This is a genomic window from Escherichia sp. E4930 (assembly GCF_005845405.1).
Classification (GTDB): Bacteria; Pseudomonadota; Gammaproteobacteria; order Enterobacterales; family Enterobacteriaceae; genus Escherichia.
The window spans coordinates 1-17,558 of sequence record NZ_VCDZ01000020.1 but is presented as its reverse complement, the minus strand read 5'-3'; the positions used below and the strand labels follow the sequence as shown (position 1 = coordinate 17,558).

12 protein-coding genes and 1 pseudogene are annotated in these 17,558 nt (G+C 50.1%); 4 read left to right on the top strand and 9 right to left on the bottom strand.

Translation table 11 applies throughout. From position 1 onward, the window contains the following. The first annotated feature begins 273 nt into the window (after positions 1-273). The 3 genes from focA to pflA all read left to right on the top strand — a co-directional run bounded on the left by focA (position 274) and on the right by pflA (position 4,400). Positions 274-1,131: a formate transporter FocA gene (gene focA, locus FFT88_RS19690; RefSeq protein ID WP_000642546.1), complete on the top strand. Its 858-nt coding sequence runs from the start codon at positions 274-276 to the stop codon at positions 1,129-1,131. A gap of 54 nt (positions 1,132-1,185) precedes the next feature. Beyond that, positions 1,186-3,468: a formate C-acetyltransferase gene (pflB, locus tag FFT88_RS19685; RefSeq protein WP_130258236.1), complete on the top strand. Its 2,283-nt coding sequence runs from the start codon at positions 1,186-1,188 to the stop codon at positions 3,466-3,468. Between the two features lie 191 nt (positions 3,469-3,659). Further along, the gene (pflA, locus tag FFT88_RS19680; protein ID WP_000111043.1) at positions 3,660-4,400 is read left to right on the top strand and encodes a pyruvate formate lyase 1-activating protein; all 741 of its coding nucleotides are present in this window, start codon (positions 3,660-3,662) and stop codon (positions 4,398-4,400) included. A gap of 78 nt (positions 4,401-4,478) precedes the next feature. Here pflA and FFT88_RS19675 read toward each other — a convergent pair whose 3' ends face one another. Together FFT88_RS19675 and FFT88_RS19670 are read right to left on the bottom strand one after the other, a co-directional pair. Further along, a complete protein-coding gene (locus FFT88_RS19675; RefSeq protein WP_135404497.1) occupies positions 4,479-5,909 on the bottom strand; it encodes an amino acid permease in 1,431 nt (476 codons plus the stop codon). A gap of 210 nt (positions 5,910-6,119) precedes the next feature. Then, the gene (locus FFT88_RS19670; RefSeq protein WP_135404498.1) at positions 6,120-7,268 is read right to left on the bottom strand and encodes an MFS transporter; all 1,149 of its coding nucleotides are present in this window, start codon (positions 7,266-7,268) and stop codon (positions 6,120-6,122) included. A 314-nt stretch (positions 7,269-7,582) separates the two neighbouring features. Here FFT88_RS19670 and ycaC point away from each other — a divergent pair, with 314 nt between their 5' ends. Beyond that, entirely contained in the window at positions 7,583-8,209 is a 627-nt protein-coding gene (gene ycaC, locus FFT88_RS19665; protein WP_012133028.1) for an isochorismate family cysteine hydrolase YcaC, read from the top strand. A gap of 35 nt (positions 8,210-8,244) precedes the next feature. Here ycaC and dmsC read toward each other — a convergent pair whose 3' ends face one another. The 7 genes and pseudogenes from dmsC to ftsK all read right to left on the bottom strand — a co-directional run. Next, positions 8,245-9,108 (bottom strand): dimethyl sulfoxide reductase anchor subunit DmsC, encoded by an 864-nt coding sequence (dmsC, locus tag FFT88_RS19660; RefSeq protein ID WP_130205291.1) that lies wholly within the window; start codon positions 9,106-9,108, stop codon positions 8,245-8,247. Position 9,109: 1 nt separating this feature from the next. Then, a complete protein-coding gene (gene dmsB, locus FFT88_RS19655) occupies positions 9,110-9,727 on the bottom strand; it encodes a dimethylsulfoxide reductase iron-sulfur subunit DmsB (protein WP_000213094.1) in 618 nt (205 codons plus the stop codon). Between the two features lie 10 nt (positions 9,728-9,737). Continuing rightward, positions 9,738-12,182 carry a dimethylsulfoxide reductase subunit A gene (gene dmsA, locus FFT88_RS19650; protein ID WP_135404499.1) on the bottom strand — a complete coding sequence of 815 codons (2,445 nt, stop codon included), beginning with the start codon at positions 12,180-12,182 and terminating at the stop codon, positions 9,738-9,740. Between the two features lie 239 nt (positions 12,183-12,421). Beyond that, on the bottom strand, positions 12,422-13,714 hold the full coding sequence (gene serS / locus FFT88_RS19645; RefSeq protein WP_000886683.1) for a serine--tRNA ligase: 1,293 nt from the start codon (positions 13,712-13,714) through the stop codon (positions 12,422-12,424). A gap of 90 nt (positions 13,715-13,804) precedes the next feature. Next, a complete protein-coding gene (gene rarA / locus FFT88_RS19640) occupies positions 13,805-15,148 on the bottom strand; it encodes a replication-associated recombination protein RarA (protein ID WP_130205287.1) in 1,344 nt (447 codons plus the stop codon). Positions 15,149-15,158: 10 nt separating this feature from the next. After that, on the bottom strand, positions 15,159-15,770 hold the full coding sequence (lolA, locus tag FFT88_RS19635; RefSeq protein WP_001295343.1) for an outer membrane lipoprotein chaperone LolA: 612 nt from the start codon (positions 15,768-15,770) through the stop codon (positions 15,159-15,161). A 158-nt stretch (positions 15,771-15,928) separates the two neighbouring features. Beyond that, positions 15,929-17,558 (bottom strand): annotated as a pseudogene (ftsK, locus tag FFT88_RS19630) (DNA translocase FtsK); the annotation flags it as partial.

Sequence of the window (17,558 nt, the reverse complement as noted above, 5' to 3'; positions counted from 1 at the left end):
TTATATTTAATAAATACGATCGATATTGTTACTTTATTCGCCTGATGCTCCCTTTTAATTAACTGTTTTAGCGGAGGATGCGGAAAAAATTCAACTCATTTGTTAATTTTTAAAATTTATTTTTATTTGGATAATCAAATATTTACTCCGTATTTGCATAAAAACCATGCGAGTTACGGGCCTATAAGCCAGGCGAGATATGATCTATATCAATTTCTCATCTATAATGCTTTGTTAGTATCTCGTCGCCGACTTAATAAAGAGAGAGTTAGTGTGAAAGCTGACAACCCTTTTGATCTTTTACTTCCTGCTGCAATGGCCAAAGTGGCCGAAGAGGCAGGTGTCTATAAAGCAACGAAACATCCGCTTAAGACTTTCTATCTGGCGATTACCGCCGGTGTTTTCATCTCAATCGCATTCGTCTTCTATATCACAGCAACCACTGGCACAGGCACAATGCCCTTCGGCATGGCAAAACTGGTTGGCGGCATTTGCTTCTCTCTGGGGCTGATTCTTTGTGTTGTCTGCGGAGCCGATCTCTTTACTTCCACAGTGTTGATTGTTGTTGCCAAGGCGAGTGGGCGCATCACCTGGGGCCAGTTGGCGAAAAACTGGCTAAATGTCTATTTTGGCAACCTGGTCGGCGCGCTGCTGTTTGTACTTTTAATGTGGCTTTCTGGCGAATATATGACCGCGAATGGTCAATGGGGACTAAACGTCCTACAAACCGCCGACCACAAAGTGCACCATACTTTTATTGAGGCCGTCTGTCTTGGTATCCTGGCAAACCTGATGGTATGTCTGGCAGTATGGATGAGTTATTCTGGCCGCAGCCTGATGGACAAAGCGTTTATCATGGTGCTGCCGGTCGCGATGTTTGTTGCCAGCGGTTTTGAGCACAGTATCGCAAACATGTTTATGATCCCGATGGGTATTGTAATCCGCGACTTCGCATCTCCGGAATTCTGGACCGCTGTCGGTTCTGCACCGGAAAATTTTTCTCACCTGACCGTGATGAACTTCATCACTGATAACCTGATTCCGGTTACTATCGGTAATATTATCGGCGGTGGTTTGTTGGTTGGGTTGACATACTGGGTCATTTACCTGCGTGAAAACGATCACCATTAATGGTTGTCGAAGTACGCAGTAAATAAAAAATCCACTTAAGAAGGTAGGTGTTACATGTCCGAGCTTAATGAAAAGTTAGCCACAGCCTGGGAAGGTTTTACCAAAGGTGACTGGCAGAATGAAGTAAACGTCCGTGACTTCATTCAGAAAAACTACACTCCGTACGAGGGTGACGAGTCCTTCCTGGCTGGCGCTACTGAAGCGACCACCACCCTGTGGGACAAAGTAATGGAAGGCGTTAAACTGGAAAACCGCACTCACGCGCCAGTTGACTTTGACACCGCTGTTGCTTCCACCATCACCTCTCACGACGCTGGCTACATCAACAAGCAGCTTGAGAAAATCGTTGGTCTGCAAACTGAAGCTCCGCTGAAACGTGCTCTTATCCCGTTCGGTGGTATCAAAATGATCGAAGGTTCCTGCAAAGCGTACAACCGCGAACTGGATCCGATGATCAAAAAAATCTTCACTGAATACCGTAAAACTCACAACCAGGGCGTGTTCGACGTTTACACTCCGGACATCCTGCGTTGCCGTAAATCTGGTGTTCTGACCGGTCTGCCAGATGCTTATGGCCGTGGTCGTATCATCGGTGACTACCGTCGCGTTGCGCTGTACGGTATCGACTACCTGATGAAAGACAAACTGGCACAGTTCACCTCTCTGCAGGCTGACCTGGAAAACGGCGTAAATCTGGAAGCAACTATCCGTCTGCGCGAAGAAATTGCTGAACAGCACCGCGCTCTGGGTCAGATGAAAGAAATGGCTGCGAAATACGGCTACGACATCTCTGGTCCTGCTACCAACGCTCAGGAAGCTATCCAGTGGACTTACTTCGGCTACCTGGCTGCTGTTAAGTCTCAGAACGGTGCTGCAATGTCCTTCGGTCGTACCTCCACCTTCCTGGATGTGTACATCGAACGTGACCTGAAAGCTGGCAAGATCACCGAACAAGAAGCGCAGGAAATGGTTGACCACCTGGTCATGAAACTGCGTATGGTTCGCTTCCTGCGTACTCCGGAGTACGATGAACTGTTCTCTGGCGACCCGATCTGGGCAACCGAATCTATCGGTGGTATGGGCCTCGACGGTCGTACCCTGGTTACCAAAAACAGCTTCCGTTTCCTGAACACCCTGTACACCATGGGTCCGTCTCCGGAACCGAACATGACCATTCTGTGGTCTGAAAAACTGCCGCTGAACTTCAAGAAATTCGCCGCTAAAGTGTCCATCGACACCTCTTCTCTGCAGTATGAGAACGATGACCTGATGCGTCCGGACTTCAACAACGATGACTACGCTATCGCTTGCTGCGTAAGCCCGATGATCGTTGGTAAACAAATGCAGTTCTTCGGTGCGCGTGCAAACCTGGCGAAAACCATGCTGTACGCAATCAACGGCGGCGTTGACGAAAAACTGAAAATGCAAGTTGGTCCGAAGTCTGAACCGATCAAAGGCGACCTCCTGAACTACGATGAAGTGATGGAGCGCATGGATCACTTCATGGACTGGCTGGCTAAACAGTACATCACTGCACTGAACATCATCCACTACATGCACGACAAGTACAGCTACGAAGCCTCTCTGATGGCGCTGCACGACCGTGACGTTATCCGCACCATGGCGTGTGGTATCGCTGGTCTGTCCGTTGCTGCTGACTCCCTGTCTGCAATCAAATATGCGAAAGTTAAACCGATTCGTGACGAAGACGGTCTGGCTATCGACTTCGAAATCGAAGGCGAATACCCGCAGTTTGGTAACAACGATCCGCGTGTAGATGACCTGGCTGTTGACCTGGTAGAACGTTTCATGAAGAAAATTCAGAAACTGCACACCTACCGTGACGCTATCCCGACTCAGTCTGTTCTGACCATCACTTCTAACGTTGTGTATGGTAAGAAAACCGGTAACACCCCAGACGGTCGTCGTGCTGGCGCGCCGTTCGGACCGGGTGCTAACCCGATGCACGGCCGTGACCAGAAAGGTGCTGTAGCTTCCCTGACTTCCGTTGCTAAACTGCCGTTCGCTTACGCTAAAGATGGTATCTCTTACACCTTCTCTATCGTTCCGAACGCACTGGGTAAAGACGACGAAGTTCGTAAGACCAACCTGGCTGGTCTGATGGATGGTTACTTCCACCACGAAGCGTCCATCGAAGGTGGTCAGCACCTGAACGTTAACGTGATGAACCGTGAAATGCTGCTCGACGCGATGGAAAACCCGGAAAAATATCCGCAGCTGACCATCCGTGTATCTGGCTACGCAGTACGTTTCAACTCGCTGACTAAAGAACAGCAGCAGGACGTTATTACTCGTACCTTCACTCAATCTATGTAATTAGATTTGACTGAAATCTTACAGTAAAAAGCGTACAATAAAGGCTCCACGAAAGTGGGGCCTTTTTTAGCAAGAGAGCCTTTTTTGTCAGCTATCTATACTTTAGGGTAACTGCCAAAACAGACTCGACGTAGCCTTCGAGCTGCGCACCAACACGGCCTCAGATGGGCCACATCTGGAGAAACACCGCAATGTCAGTTATTGGTCGCATTCACTCCTTTGAATCCTGTGGAACCGTAGACGGCCCGGGTATTCGCTTTATCACCTTTTTCCAGGGCTGCCTGATGCGCTGCCTGTATTGCCATAACCGCGACACCTGGGACACGCATGGCGGCAAAGAAGTTACCGTTGAAGATTTAATGAAAGAGGTGGTGACCTATCGCCACTTTATGAATGCTTCAGGCGGTGGCGTTACCGCATCCGGCGGTGAAGCAATCCTGCAAGCTGAATTTGTTCGTGACTGGTTCCGCGCCTGCAAAAAAGAAGGCATTCATACCTGCCTGGATACCAACGGCTTTGTTCGTCGTTACGATCCAGTGATTGATGAACTGCTGGAAGTGACCGATCTGGTAATGCTCGATCTCAAACAGATGAACGACGAGATCCACCAGAATCTGGTCGGCGTTTCCAATCATCGTACGCTGGAGTTCGCCAAATATCTGGCGAACAAAAATGTGAAGGTCTGGATCCGCTACGTTGTTGTCCCAGGCTGGTCTGACGATGACGATTCAGCGCATCGCCTCGGTGAATTTACCCGTGATATGGGCAACGTTGAGAAAATCGAGCTTCTCCCCTACCACGAGCTGGGCAAACACAAATGGGTGGCGATGGGTGAAGAGTATAAACTCGACGGTGTTAAACCACCGAAAAAAGAGACCATGGAACGCGTGAAAGGTATTCTTGAGCAATATGGTCATAAAGTAATGTTCTAATTTCCCCGTAAAGCGGCAACTTTATTGAGTTGCCGCTTTGTTATTCCGCGCTTCATTCTGCAGAACTAACCACAATGATTAGTTCGTATTCGCTTTACGAGCCAATAGCGGGAATATCAACCCCAACCCCACCAGCACAAATGGTGTAGCGATATTCAGCGCTAGCTGGAAGGTCCACTCTGCAGTGAAGGCTTCCATTTTCGGGAAGATCCCCGTCAAACAGGCAAAAGCAGTAAAGGCAAAACACCAAATCCCGACAGTCATCGCCAGAGACTTATTACGAATAAATACATATTCCGGTTTATATTTCTGCGCCAGTCGAACTACTGCAATAAACGCCACGAACACCCACAAATAACGCAGTGGCATCACTACTGAGTTCAAATTGAGCAGCCATTTGTAGAGATTATTCATGTCACCAATACCCAGTGTTGGCAGCATAATCAGAATCGCCACCAGCACCAGGGTCAGTAGATAACCATTAACCGGTGTACCTGAATCATTGGTCCGGCACAATCTGGCAGGAATATATTTACTATCCGCATCACCTAATAACACTTTCAGAGGAGCATCGATGGAGAACACCAGAGCGGCGACTTGTCCCAGGGTATTTGCAATGGCGTAAATCACCATTAGGGTATTCCCCATGTTGTAATACTCGCCCAGCTTCTGAAAAGCGTAATACTGACCGTTAGTCATTAAGTCATCAGGAATATTACGCGAGTCAAACATCATCCCCATTGCGAGAGAGCCCAGAATGGCACAAACCGCAACCATCACCGCCAGGCATAGCATCCCTTTTGGAAATTCTTTTCCTGGGTTGCGCGTTTGATTAACGTAGGGAGAAATCTTCTCTGCACCGCCAACCGCGAAAACCAGCATTGAAATAGTGGTAATGTAGGTAAAATCGATATGGGGAATGAACGTCTCCCAGGTAATGTTCGTGGTCGCAATATGCACTTCAGTAATCACAGGCGCGGTTACTGCCATCGCCACATACAGGAGCGACATGATAAACATCGCAATCCCTGCCACAGAACCGACGATTTTCAGCGATTTCATACCACGTGAAGCGATCCACATAAAGAAGACAAACAGCACCAGCGTTAACCCCTGTAACGCTACGACTGAATATTCTTTGATTAACGAACCGTCACCTTTCATCGCCCAGCCGAGCGCAATCAGAATGGCCTGTGGTTTTTGTGCCAGATAGGGTATATGCACCACCCAATAGGTCCACGCGGCAAGATAAGCCAATCCGGGGCCCATTGTGTGTTTAATCCAGGTACTGACTCCGCCTTTCCCATCTTTAAAAGTCGACCCCAACTGACCGACAATCAATGCATATGGTGTAAAATAGAGCGCAAATATAAACAGCCATGAAAAAACAACGACCAACCCCTGGTTGGCATAATTATTAACAACATTGCCAAATCCCCAAACCGTAATAAAAGACATCAGTGCAATGTTGTACCAGCGCAACTGTTTTTCCTGAACGTTCCCAGCCATAGATCGATCCTTCGCTATTTTTTTAATAGATATCTGTAAAACGAGGGATTATGCGCGGCTAATAAGAAGTACGAAAATAGCGGAATGAAAAATTATAACCTGCTGCACAATTTATTTTTCCATAAATGAAATTTGGTAAAAGCAAGTTGTATAGAGGAAACAAAAAAAACAGAGTGCGATACAGCATGTTCACACTCTGCACTAATTCATTTACACATGAGCGACAGGTTTGGGTGTATGACTGGCGTTACGCAGCAGCATCAACAAGTAGATAAATGACACACTGGCAATCATAATAAATAACAGTTTATCGGAAAAATTCTGCATCAGTATGGCGGTAAAAGACGGACCAAGCAGACTACCGACTGTATAACTCAACAGTAAAGCCTGATTCATCGCCACCAGTTGATGATGTTCAACCTTCTCACAAGCCCAGGCCATCGCTACTGGATACAGCGTGAACCCCGCAGCACCAAGAATAAACAATGAAGGCGCCATCGCGGCCTGGCTTAACATTGCAATACTACCAAGAATGACAACAAAAACCTGAACGCGCAGTACCAGTAGACGACCAAATTTATCCGCCAGACGCCCAATAGGCCACTGCCCAAGGATTCCTGCGCTGACCAGTACAGCCATCCAGAAACCGATGCTGGCGTTATTGATCCCCTGATGGTTAAGATACAATGGCATCAGACCATACAGAGAACCCAGGACAATCCCGGAGATAATACAGCCATTGACCCCAAGCCGTGCCTGACGGAGTTTAAGCATTGATGTAATCGGCGTAGCCGGATGTTTTTCCGTTTGCTGATTCAGAATACGCGTAAACAACAACGGTAAGATACCTGCCAGTATCAGACCCGTTGCCCACGGTAACACGGCCATCAGCTCAGTCGACACTTTGCTGACCAGTAACTGGCCTAAAAACGTCCCCACGTAATAAACCATCATATACGCAGCAAGCAGCCGCCCACGGTTACGGGACGTCCCACTGCACATCAGCGCGCTTTCAACCACGACCCAAATCATTGCGCAACCAACGCCTGCAACGAAACGCCAGGCAAGCCAGCTCCAGAAGCCAATCATAAGGCCAAGCCCGGCACATCCAGCCGCAAAAATAAACGACGCCAGATAGTAACTACGATTAAACCCAAATCGTTTAATGACATACCCTGTTAGCAGGGTACCAACGAGGTTACCTGTAAAATATGACGAGCTGACAACGCCGACCTGCCATGTGGGCAAGTGTTCCTGAGCGAGCCATAGAGGCACGAGCGTATTCAGCACCGCAATCGCCAAAGTCAACAAAAGCAGGCCAGACAGCAAGAGCATGACAGGCCGGGTATACGTGGACATGAATTAAAACCGTGAGGAAGTTCAAATTTCATGCGCATCATGCCACCAACCAAAACATTGTCAATGGGGGAAAATACGTACATAACGCAGCGGCTGTATTATCGATTTATATTACTCATTCATAACACTAATAACGAAAAGATAATCAGTCTCATCTAATTGTTTTTATTGATCTAACATAAAGTTCATATGGTTAGTTCAGTCGAAAAATTTCATGGTCACAGCAAACCTGAATTTCCCGTCTATGCTTTCAGGGCAACGCATCGCGTCTGAACGCTTTCAGGCGTACCACTGACTCTCAAAAGGAGAAGAGAATGACCAAACCGTATGTTCGTCTCGATAAAAATGATGCTGCTGTTTTGTTAGTTGATCACCAGGCTGGTTTGCTTTCCCTTGTGCGGGATATTGACCCCGACAAATTCAAAAATAACGTGCTGGCGCTGGGTGACTTAGCAAAATATTTCAATCTCCCCACCATTCTCACCACCAGTTTTGAAACCGGCCCTAACGGCCCATTAGTCCCCGAGCTGAAAGCACAGTTTCCGGATGCGCCTTATATTGCGCGTCCTGGAAATATTAACGCCTGGGATAACGAAGATTTTGTCAAAGCAGTTAAAGCGACAGGTAAAAAACAACTGATTATTGCAGGGGTGGTAACCGAGGTTTGCGTAGCATTCCCGGCGCTTTCGGCTATTGAAGAAGGGTTTGATGTCTTTGTGGTAACCGACGCTTCTGGAACCTTTAACGAGATTACCCGGCATTCAGCGTGGGATCGTATGTCACAAGCTGGCGCTCAATTGATGACATGGTTCGGCGTGGCTTGTGAACTGCACCGCGACTGGCGTAACGATATTGAGGGACTGGCAACGTTGTTCTCTAATCACATTCCTGATTATCGTAATTTGATGACCAGTTATGACACGTTAACGAAACAGAAATAAGAGATAACCGGGGCCGAAACCCCGGTTATTACACCTTAACTGGCAACAGCCATGCCAACGGTCATATGCAAACCGTAGAATACCCCGCGGCCGATTAATTCCCCTGCGAGAAGCAGGATGAATGATACGGAAAGCAGAGGCACCGCAGGCTGAAAGCCTTTCACCTGCGGTGCAATCCACAAGCACAGTGCCACGGCCAAAAGCACAATCCGCCAGGACATCAGCGCACCGTAGTCAGGCACCAGTGCAGCAGCCTGTTGCACTGAACTATGAATGGTCGCCAGTTCTGCGCCCTGCATTACTGACATCACGCCACTCACCACCAGTGCCAACACGGAAATTGCAGGCAGCAGACGCATCGCCCAGCCATCAACGCCAGCAAGACTCAGCAACAGGTAACCCAGCAACGGGCCGCCCATAAACATGGTCAGGAAGAAGCCCATCGGCGTCCAGATGCTGTACCAGGTCGGTACGGTATCGATGCTGTTATAGACACGCACCATCATCCAGACAAAGACCACGCCGAGAACCATCGTCACCACCAGCCAAAGCGTGCGTAATGCCGGTGACAATTTTTTCAGCATCGCCAACAACCAGCCGATTCCACCTACGGCAAAAAAGATCGAACCGCTGGCGATTTCGTTACTCAGTGCTGAAGCCCCTACCCGGTTAAGCGAGTTAAAGGCGCGCATTGGTGAGCCAAGATGGAGCATAGAGGCGATAAACCCAATGCCCATCAGAACCCATAAACCAAACATGCAGGCGATAACACGCTGCTGGGCTTCTGCTCGCAGGTCACCTTTGAGCAGTGCCAAAGCCAGAACGATAAAACCGCCCGCCACACATTGCCCGAAGACCGTGAAGATCATCAACGGCCATTCATGCCATCCACTTCCCATCTCACACCTCCTTCGGGTTTGCCAGATAGCCAGTGGTATCCCCGGTTGGGCGGCTATTGGCGTTAGGTTTGATCACAATATTCGGTTTGGTGAAGTGCGCACGCGGCAACGGCGCAACAGCCGCCAGATCGCCGTGTTTTTTACGCAGCTCGTCGATAGGTCCGAAATCCAGCGCCCGTAGCGGGCAAGATTCGACGCAGATCGGTTTTTTACCTTCTGCGACGCGGTCATAGCAACCATCACATTTGGTCATATGACCTTTGGTTGCGTTGTACTGCGGTGCGCCATACGGGCAGGCCATATGGCAGTAACGACAGCCAATACACACATCTTCATCGACAACGACAAAACCATCTTCACGTTTATGCATCGCACCGCTTGGGCAGACTTTGGTACAAGCCGGATCTTCGCAGTGGTTGCATGAAATCGACAAATAGTAGGCAAATACGTTTTGATGCCAGACGCCGTTATCTTCCTGCCAGTCTCCACCAGCATATTCATAAATGCGGCGGAAACTAACTTCCGGCGTCAGATCTTTGTAGTCTTTACAGGCCAGCTCGCAGGTTTTGCAACCGGTGCAACGGCTGGAATCAATAAAAAATCCATACTGGGTTGTCATCGGTTACTCCTTACACCTTTTCAACCTGAACAAGGTTCGTATGTGATGGATTCCCCTTGGCAAGAGGAGACGGACGTTGAGTGGTCAGTACGTTAATACAACCGCCCTTATCGACACGTTTCGCATCCGGGTCATACCAGGCACCTTCGCCCAATGCGACCACGCCCGGCATCATTCGTGGCGTCACTTTCGCCTCAATATGGACTTCACCACGATCGTTAAAGATCCGCACCTTATCGCCGTTGCTGATACCACGTTTTTGCGCATCAAGTGGGTTGATCCACATTTCCTGACGGCAAGCTGCTTTCAGCACGTCTACGTTACCGTAAGTCGAGTGAACACGAGATTTGTAATGGAACCCCGTAAGCTGCAGCGGATACTGTTTGTTGAGCGGATCCTGATAACTTTCAAAGCCCGGTGTATAGATCGGTAGCGGATCGATCACATCGCCTTCCGGCAATTCCCAGGTGGCGGCAATATCAGCCAGCGCCTGTGAATAGATCTCAATTTTGCCCGATGGCGTGGTCAATGGATTAGCCTGCGGATCTTCACGGAAGGCTTTGTAAGCAACGTGATGCCCTTGCGGATCGCGCTTTTTAAAGATCCCCTGTTTGCGGAACTCTTCAAAGGTTGGCAGTTCCGGAATCGCTTCGCGCGACTGGGCATACAGGTGACGCATCCACTCTTCCTGGGTACGACCTTCTGTAAACTGTTGCTCGACGCCAAGACGTTTTGCCAGTTCGCTGGTCATCTCATAGATAGTCTTACATTCAAAGCGCGGTTTAATGACCTGGTCGTTGAAAATGACGTAAGACATATTCCCGCAGGAGGCATCCAGCGCAAAGTCCATCTGTTCGGAGGCAGTGCAGTCCGGCAGCAGGATGTCAGCATATTTTGCCGATGAGGTCATGTGGCAGTCGATAACCACAATCAGCTCACACTTCTTATCATCCTGGAGGATTTCATGGGTACGGTTGATTTCCGAATGCTGGTTAATCAGGCAGTTACCGGCATAGTTCCAGATCATCTTGATCGGAACATCCAGCTTATCTTTCCCGCGCACACCATCACGCAGTGCCGTCATTTCCGGGCCACGCTCAATGGCATCGGTCCACATAAACATGGAAATGCTGGTCTGAATCGGGTTTTCCAGAGTAGGCATCCGCACAAACGGTAAGCTGTATGAACCTTCTCGCGCACCGCTGTTACCACCGCTAATACCGACATTCCCGGTGAGGATTGCCAGCATCGAAATGGCACGCGTGGCGATTTCGCCATTGGCATGGCGCTGCGGCCCCCACCCCTGGCTGATAAATGCCGGTTTGGTGCTACCGATTTCACGAGCAAGTTTGATGATTTTATCTGCCGGGATACCGGTAATTTGCGAGGCCCATTCCGGTGTTTTAGCAACACCGTCTGGCCCATCACCCAGAATATACGCTTTGTAGTGACCATTTTTCGGCGCGCTGGCAGGCAACGTTTTTTCGTCGTAGCCGACACAATATTTGTCGAGGAATTCCTGATCAACCAGGTTTTCGGTGATCATGACATACGCCAGACCGTTAACCAGTGCCGCATCTGTTCCCGGACGAATCGGGATCCATTCATCTTCGCGTCCGGCGCCCGTATCGGTATAGCGCGGATCGATAATGATCATACGTGCATTTGATTTTTGCCGCGCCTGCTCCAGGTAATAAGTCACCCCGCCGCCGCTCATACGCGTCTCGCCAGGGTTGTTACCAAACAGCACCACCAGTTTACTGTTTTCGATATCTGACGGACTGTTGCCATCGGCCCAGCCGCCATAGGTATAGTTCAAACCTTCGGCTATTTGCGCCGAGGAGTAGTCACCATAATGGTTCAGATAACCGCCGCAGCAGTTCATCAAACGCGCTACCAGAGTATTTCCCGGCGGCCAGGAACGGGTCATGGTACCGCCCAGCGTACCGGTACCATAGTTCAGATAGATGGATTCGTTACCGTACTCTTTTATCAGGCGCTGCATATTCGTGGCGATGATATCGTAGGCTTCTTCCCAACTAATACGCTCAAACTTACCTTCACCGCGAGCACCTACTCGTTTCATCGGATATTTCAGGCGGTCGGGATTGTAAACGCGGCGACGCATAGAACGCCCACGCAAGCACGCGCGCACCTGGTGCAGTCCTTCGTAATTGTCATCACCGGTATTATCCGTTTCGACATATTTGATTTCGCCGTCCACTACATGCATACGCAGCGGACAGCGGCTGCCACAGTTAACTGTACAGGCGCTCCATATCACCTTTTCGTCTGAATTTGCCGGAGCGACACTATTAGCAGCGTGCGCAATCCGGCTAAAGGGTAATGTTAACGCGCTGCTGGCCATCGCCAGGCCGCCGATCGCTGTCGTTTTTACCAAACCACGGCGACTCACCTCAGCAGCCAATACCGCATCAGGAATTTTCGTTTTCATAATGGCTCACTCAAGCTTGCTTACGATTGATTCCAGTAACAAACCGTCTTGTGTAATTATTTTCATAGCGGTGCGCTATATAGGTTTGTATACATCGAATAATTTGAAAATCAACGGGATAGGTAGATTTTCACTCGAAAGTAGTATTGCGCTTAAGTCAGCTGTAATTATTGTTTGGTATCAAAGGGAGATAAAAAAAGCGCCCGCAGGCGCTTTTTTAGATTCAGAATAGTTGGATATTAGCCGATATATTCCAGTCCGTTCATATACGGGCGCAGAACTTCTGGTACTTCAATACGACCATCAGCCTGCTGATAGTTTTCCATTACCGCAACCAGCGTACGACCAACAGCCAGACCAGAACCGTTCAGGGTATGAACCAGACGGGTTTTCTTGTCAGACTTACTGCGGCAACGTGCCTGCATACGACGCGCCTGGAAATCCCAGACGTTGGAGCAGGAAGAGATCTCGCGGTAGGTGTTCTGTGCCGGGATCCATACTTCCAGGTCGTAAGTTTTGCAAGCGCCAAAGCCCATGTCGCCAGTGCAAAGGATGATTTTGCGGTACGGCAGGCCCAGCAGTTGCAGGACTTTCTCCGCATGACCAGTCATCTCTTCAAGTGCCGCCATTGAATCTTCCGGACGCACGATCTGAACCATTTCAACTTTGTCGAACTGGTGCATACGAATCAGACCACGGGTATCACGACCATAAGAACCGGCTTCAGAACGGAAGCATGGGGTATGAGCGGTCATTTTGATCGGCAGATCATCTTCATCGATGATTTCACCGCGAACCAGGTTGGTCAGCGGAACTTCTGCAGTTGGGATCAGCGCGTAGTTACTGGTATCAGCTTCTTCTTCCAGCGGACGAGTATGGAACAGATCGCCAGCAAACTTCGGCAACTGACCCGTACCGTACAGCGTATCCTGGTTAACCAGGTACGGGACATAGTTTTCGCTATAGCCATGCTGCTCGGTGTGCAGGTCCAGCATAAACTGCGACAGTGCGCGGTGCATGCGAGCGATCTGCCCTTTCATCACCACAAAGCGCGAACCTGTCAGCTTAACCGCTGCCGCAAAGTCGAGGCCGGAGTGCATTTCACCCAGCGTCACGTGGTCACGAACTTCGAAGTCAAATTCACGCGGGGTACCCCAGCGGCTGACTTCAACGTTGTCATTTTCATCTTTACCAACCGGCACTTCATCTGCAGGCAGGTTAGGGATTGTCAGCGCGATATCGCGAATTTCAGCCTGTAAAGCATCCAGCTCGGCTTTTGCTGCATCCAGCTCTTCGCCCAGTTTGTTCACTTCCAGACGTAAAGGCTCGATATCTTCCCCGCGCGCTTTCGCCTGGCCGATGGATTTCGATCGAGAGTTACGCTCTGCTTGCAGGTTTTCCGTTTTGACCTGCAATACTTTACGACGCTCTTCAAGAGCGCCCAGCTTATCTACATCCAGCTTAAAGCCCCGGCGTGCCAGTTTTTCAGCGACTGCGTCTGGCTCATTACGCAGCAGATTGGGATCGAGCATGCTTATCCTGTGCTTATCGAATTAAATGGGAGATGTGGCCACAGCCTGCGACCACAGGGATACAGTAACAACATTACCGCAACGATAACATTAACGGTAGCGTTTTATGGGGCTATTTTGATCCTGTTCAGCCAGCCAGGCGAGCTTTTCGCCAATCTTGCCTTCAAGGCCTCTGTTTGTCGGGAAATAATAGCGCGTTTGTGCTATTTCCGGCGGGAAGTAAACCTCACCGGCAGCATAAGCGTTTGCTTCATCGTGGGCGTAACGATATTCCTGCCCGTAGCCCATTTCCTTCATCAGTTTGGTTGGCGCATTACGCAGGTGTACCGGCACGTCATAATCCGGACGTTCACGGGCATCAGCTAACGCGGCTTTAAACGCGGTGTAGACAGCGTTACTTTTTGGCGCACAAGCGAGATAAACAATCGCCTGGGCAATGGCGCGTTCACCTTCTGCCGGACCTACGCGGGTAAAGCAATCCCAGGCAGCAATCGCCACCTGCATCGCCCGCGGATCGGCGTTACCGATATCTTCTGAAGCAATCGCAAGGCAGCGACGAGCGACATATAACGGATCACCGCCCGCAGTAATAATCCGCGCATACCAGTACAGCGCCGCATCAGGTGCGCTACCGCGTACCGATTTATGCAGCGCGGAAATCAGATCGTAAAAGCGATCACCTTTGTTATCAAAACGAGCGCTACGCTCACCAGCAATTTCGGTGAGTAACTCAGGCTTCAGGACACGTTTGCCGCTGTCATCGACTTCGGCCATATCCGCCATCATTTCCAGCGTATTTAACGCCCGGCGCGCGTCGCCATTCACCAGTTCAGCAATCGCGCGGCGTGTTTCATCTGGCAGAACAATATCCTGCCCACCGTAGCCGCGGGTTTTGTCTTCCATCGCCTGAGTCAGTACTTGCTCTATATCTTCGGTGGTCAGGGATTTGAGCAAATAGACACGAGCACGGGAAAGCAGCGCCGAATTAAGCTCAAACGACGGGTTTTCAGTGGTTGCGCCAATAAACGTGATGGTGCCATCTTCAATGTGCGGCAGAAACGCATCCTGTTGGCTTTTATTAAAGCGATGCACTTCATCGACAAACAAAATGGTACGGCGACCGGCATTGCGGTTTTGCCGCGCGCGCTCTATCGCTTCGCGAATTTCTTTCACGCCAGAAGTGACAGCAGAAATACGTTCCACATCAGCATTTGCATAGCGGGCGATCACTTCGGCAAGGGTAGTTTTACCGGTACCTGGCGGCCCCCAGAGGATCATGGAATGCAGATGTCCGGCTTCGATAGCGCGCGGCAACGGCTTCCCCGCAGCCAGCAAATGTTGCTGGCCAATATACTGTGCTAAATTTTCTGGCCGCATACGTGCGGCCAGAGGTTGAAAAGTATTATCCGAAAAATCGAGCGACAGATTGCTCACTCAGGTGCCTCTACTTACGTTGATCATCTACCGTTACGCCTTGCGGCGGGGTGAAGGTAAATTTCGCTGCATCCACAGCCCCATTTTGCTGGGATTTCAGCTGATAACTGCTGCGTTGATCGTCCTGTTCCACTGCGCTGAATTGATGGATGGTGCCATCACGGCCCACGTTAATAGTGAACTGCTTCAGATTGCCATTGCTGGCTTTCGGCGTCAGGACAAAATCATCGCCGTTCTGTTTGATGTTGTACTGCTGCCAGTCGCTGGACTGGTTACGTGCGATCAGCATAAATGGCGTATTCCCGGTGGCATCTTTCAGCCAGGTCGCCGTAGCCTGTTCAACAAACGGGTTATAGAACCACAGTGTTTTACCATCAGAAACCAGAATGCTTTCATCAGGTTGAGTCATATGCCAGTTGAATAAGTTTGGACGTTTCACCCACAGATCGCCCTGACCTTCCTGCACCGCCGCGCCGCTACCGTCAGTCACTTTTTGTGTGAAGCTGGCGTGGAAGCTGCTGACTTTATCCAGACGGCTTTTCAGATCGCTTGCGGCATCAGCCCAAACACTGGACGCCACTAAACTTGAGAGTAATGCACAGGTGATGGCAATTTTTTTCATCATTGTTCCTCAAATTACGTCACTCCCGATCGGGAGTTCCCTCTACTCTCTATTCCAGGCTAATAATCAGCTTGAGGAAAGAAGAAAATACTGAATTTTCAGTTGATAGAGTGCCGGATGCGACGCTATTGCGTCTTATCCGGCCTACGATGCACTAATTAGTCAAACGGTGGCGGAGCCAGTACTTCACGATTACCGTTGTGACCCTGTTCGCTGACGATCCCTTGCGCTTCCATCTGTTCAACAATGCGTGCAGCACGGTTGTAACCGATGCGGAACTGACGCTGAACACCAGAAATAGACGCTTTGCGTTTTTCAGTGACAAACGCCACCGCCTGATCGAATAGCGGATCCAGTTCTTCAGCACCGTCGAAACCACCAGCTCCGCCTTCGCTTTCGCTGTCGGAGGTGATGCCATCTACATACTGCGGACGACCACGCGCTTTCCAGTCCTGCACCACGGCATGAACTTCCTGATCGCGAACAAAAGCACCATGGACACGTACCGGCATGGTTGAGTTCGGCCCGGAGTAAAGCATATCCCCCATACCAAGCAGTGATTCCGCGCCAGCCTGATCAAGAATGGTACGTGAGTCGATCTTGCTGGATACGGTAAAGGCGATACGGGTTGGAATGTTCGCTTTAATCAGCCCCGTAATAACATCCACCGAAGGGCGCTGCGTTGCCAGCACGAGGTGAATACCTGCGGCACGGGCTTTTTGCGCCAGACGCGCAATCAACTCTTCCACTTTTTTACCTACCGTCATCATCAGGTCGGCAAATTCATCCACCAGCACTACAATGTACGGCTCTTTTTTCAGCACTGGATGCTGGGCATCCATACTGTCACCTGGCTTCCAGTACGGGTCTGGAATCGGACGCATCATTCGGTCCGCTTCAGCAATTTTTTCGTTATACCCCGCAAGATTACGCACTCCCAGTGCCGACATCAGCTTATAACGGCGTTCCATTTCATTTACGCACCAGCGCAGAGCGTTGGCAGCATCTTTCATGTCGGTAACGACTTCCGTTAACAGATGCGGGATGCCTTCATAAACCGAAAGCTCCAGCATTTTCGGGTCGATCATAATGAAACGAACATCTTCCGGCTGCGCTTTATAGAGCATGCTCAGGATCATGGCGTTTACTCCCACCGACTTACCGGAACCAGTGGTCCCCGCAACCAGCAAGTGAGGCATTTTAGCCAGATCGGCTACGACCGGATCGCCTGCGATATCTTTACCCAAAACAATCGTCAGCGGCGATGGGTTATCACGGAACTTCGCGTTATCCAGCACTTCGCGCAGATAAACGGTTTGTCGTTTTTTGTTCGGCAACTCCAGACCTACGTAAGGTTTGCCAGGAATGACTTCAACCACACGCACCGCCACGGTCGACAATGAACGGGCAAGGTCGCGTGACAGGTTAGAAATACGTGCGGCTTTTACGCCCGGCGCCAGGTTCAATTCAAAACGGGTGATTACAGGCCCTGGTGAATAATTGACCACATCAGCTTTAATGCGGAAATCGGCCAGCCGTGCTTCTACCAGACGCGCCATTTGCTCAAGCGCAAAGGTATCTACTGGCTCAACTTCGCTTGGCGGTGGTGTCAGCAAATCCAGCGAGGGTAGTGGCGTCGTTGGTTTATGCAACGGACGGCTATCACCGTTGCGCATTAACAACGGATGAAGCAGGGTATCCTGCGGCTGTGGCGCTACCGGTTGCTGCGGCTGCTGATATTGCGGCTGCTGATACTGCGGCTGCGGCGCCACCGGTTGTTGCGGCTGC

Bases quoted from the DNA above. Each gene is read 5' to 3' on its own strand.
- dmsA (WP_135404499.1), bottom strand. From the start codon at position 12,182: ATGAAAACGAAAATTCCTGATGCGGTATTGGCTGCTGAGGTGAGTCGC.
- ycaC (WP_012133028.1), top strand. From the start codon at position 7,583: ATGACCAAACCGTATGTTCGTCTCGATAAAAATGATGCTGCTGTTTTG.
- FFT88_RS19675 (WP_135404497.1), bottom strand. From the start codon at position 5,909: ATGGCTGGGAACGTTCAGGAAAAACAGTTGCGCTGGTACAACATTGCA.
- dmsC (WP_130205291.1), bottom strand. From the start codon at position 9,108: ATGGGAAGTGGATGGCATGAATGGCCGTTGATGATCTTCACGGTCTTC.
- pflA (WP_000111043.1), top strand. From the start codon at position 3,660: ATGTCAGTTATTGGTCGCATTCACTCCTTTGAATCCTGTGGAACCGTA.
- serS (WP_000886683.1), bottom strand. From the start codon at position 13,714: ATGCTCGATCCCAATCTGCTGCGTAATGAGCCAGACGCAGTCGCTGAA.
- dmsB (WP_000213094.1), bottom strand. From the start codon at position 9,727: ATGACAACCCAGTATGGATTTTTTATTGATTCCAGCCGTTGCACCGGT.
- lolA (WP_001295343.1), bottom strand. From the start codon at position 15,770: ATGAAAAAAATTGCCATCACCTGTGCATTACTCTCAAGTTTAGTGGCG.
- FFT88_RS19670 (WP_135404498.1), bottom strand. From the start codon at position 7,268: ATGTCCACGTATACCCGGCCTGTCATGCTCTTGCTGTCTGGCCTGCTT.
- pflB (WP_130258236.1), top strand. From the start codon at position 1,186: ATGTCCGAGCTTAATGAAAAGTTAGCCACAGCCTGGGAAGGTTTTACC.